This window comes from Salinimicrobium profundisediminis, from assembly GCF_026241755.1.
In the GTDB taxonomy this organism is placed as follows: Bacteria; Bacteroidota; Bacteroidia; order Flavobacteriales; family Flavobacteriaceae; genus Salinimicrobium; species Salinimicrobium profundisediminis.
Genome location: NZ_JAPJDA010000065.1, coordinates 1 through 2,389 on the forward strand (window position 1 = coordinate 1; position 2,389 = coordinate 2,389).

At 37.3% G+C, this 2,389-nt stretch carries 2 protein-coding genes; one reads left to right on the plus strand and one right to left on the minus strand.

The features are described from left to right. Window positions 1-1,185 (plus strand): GTPase HflX (gene hflX / locus OQ279_RS18390; protein ID WP_266071324.1); only part of this gene is annotated, 1,185 nt, incomplete at its 5' end. Between the two features lie 454 nt (window positions 1,186-1,639). Here the strand turns inward: hflX and OQ279_RS18395 are convergent. After that, window positions 1,640-2,239, minus strand: coding sequence for a TetR/AcrR family transcriptional regulator (locus OQ279_RS18395; RefSeq protein WP_066442710.1), 600 nt, complete (start codon window positions 2,237-2,239; stop codon window positions 1,640-1,642). Window positions 2,240-2,389 lie beyond the last annotated feature (150 nt).

Sequence of the window (2,389 nt, forward strand, 5' to 3'; positions counted from 1 at the left end):
CTTTCCAATTTAGCTGAAGCATGCGATTTAGAGGTGGCTGGTGCGCTTACGCAAAATGTAAAGCATATTCATAAAGGCTACTATATGGGTCCTGGCAAGGTGGAGGAGCTGCGAATGCTGATTGAACACGAGGATTCTGAGCTTGTCGTGTTTGATGATGAGCTTTCACCTTCGCAAATCCGCAATCTTGAAGAAGAGCTAAAGTGTGAGGTAATCGACAGAACGACTCTTATTTTAAATATTTTTGCAAGCAGAGCGAAAACAAGAGAGGCACAGCTGCAGGTTGAAATGGCTCGGCTTAAATATTTGCTTCCCAGGCTAATTGGCACTCGTGAAGATTTAGGTCGTCAAGGCGGCGGCTCCGGATTAAAAAATAGAGGTGCAGGTGAAACCAAGCTAGAATTGGATCGCCGCAAAATCGAAGAAAAGATCAGTAAGTTATCCACAGAACTGGAACAATTAACGCTGCAAAGAAAAACGCAAAGAAAGCAGCGCAATAAAAAAGACGTGCCTGTTGCGGCTCTTGTTGGCTATACAAATGCAGGTAAATCTACGCTGATGAATGCAATGCTTGAAAAATATGGCGACAAAGATGAAAAGCTTGTGTTTGAAAAGGATATGCTCTTTGCCACACTGGAAACGGCTGTGCGCAGACTCGAGCTCGAGAATAATCGTGTCTTCTTATTAACAGATACAGTTGGATTTATTCACAAACTTCCACATCATCTCGTCAGGGCATTTCGATCAACATTGGAGGAAGTGACAGAAGCAGACCTGCTTATCCATGTTCTTGATGCATCAGATCCGAACCATGAACAGCATAAGTTGCTAACCGAAAAAGTATTGCATGAAATTGGTGTAAAGGGTATACCTATGATTTATGCATACAATAAAGTCGACTTAACAGATATGGAGTCTCCTTCTGTCAGCAATAGCAGAGTCTATCTGTCTGCGAAAAAGAGGCAGGGTCTAGAGGAATTGACCAATAAAATCAGCACAGAAATTCTAAACGATTATTCACAGCAAACAATGCTTATCCCTTATACAGACGGCGAAATTGTTTCGTATTTTAACAACAATGCCGATGTAATATCAACAGAATATGATGAAAAAGGCACAATCCTGCATGTCATCTGTAAAAATAGTGATGCTGAGAAATATAGTCAATACGTGATTCAAGAATAACAGGGTTAAGTTGTGGATAAGTGTGCATTTTTCTAATTTATCCACAAGTTCTCCGCAAACTATTATGTTGATAATGTGGATAAATTCGTCATTATCAACAGGCTCTTAGAGAATAGCACTAATGTGTATGGGGATAGTTCTGTTGATAAGTAAGGTTAATTGTGAATAAGATGTGGGTAAGTTCTGTTGATTGTGAATTTTGCCATGTGGGTAAATTTTCGGAATAAAAAATAAGCACATCATTGTTAATAGAGATCCTGCTTTCCACCTATATGGTTTAATGTTAGAAAGAGGCAGGAATTCTGCCCTTCAGTCTTGAAAAAGAGTGATCAAGACAAGTACCCACCAACTGACCAATCGCAAACTGACTAACTCAATAATTGTAGCAGACGAAAAAACAAAGCAACCACAATAACCACGAACTGCGAATCCAATATGGATCCGCGGTCCGTGGTTATTCGTTCTTGTCAGTTCGCTGATTCCCCAAGATCCCATAAAACATCAGTTTAGTGATTTCTTCTGCGAACGGAAGAATTTTGTTAGAGATTTCTCCTTTTTTCATGCCTTCCTTCATAATGTGGATAAAAGCTAATATAGCTTCATTTGAAATAGAAGGATCAATATACCCTTTTTGCCGTCCTTCTTCGAATAAGTGCATAAAGCCTTTCAATGACTTTTCGGCATATACCTTTTCGAGATAACTTACTCCAGAAGCATGCTCTTTCATTAGATATTGATAGAAATCTTCATGAATCTCATTGGCTTGTTCACTTTTATTAAAAATAATTTGATGAATCTTTTCGGGAAATGGTGCATTGCCGTAAATGATCTCGTCAAAATAATCAGAAATTTGGTCAACATAGAAAATGATTACTTCTTGTATTAGATTATGTTTGCTTTCGAAATAATTATAGATGGTTACTTGGGAGACATCTGCTTTTTGTGCAATCTCAGATATTGATACCTTTTCGGTGCCATATTCAATAAATAAGTTTAAAGCGGCCTCTAAGATATTTTGTTTCTTCTGTTCTTTACGGCGAGTAAACCCGTCCATTTCTTTCACCTCTGTTTTAGTGTAATAAAAATTTTGAAATAAAACAAATGTAATAGTTCATAACTTGTTGTAAAATATTACAATTTTATATATTATGAAATATATAGATTAAAATATTTCAAAACTTTAACTTGGAATAGGTGAGGTTGA

What these genes read in the sequence shown, in the direction of transcription:
- OQ279_RS18395 (WP_066442710.1), bottom strand. Translation starts at nt 2,239, where the DNA reads ATGGACGGGTTTACTCGCCGTAAAGAACAGAAGAAACAAAATATCTTA.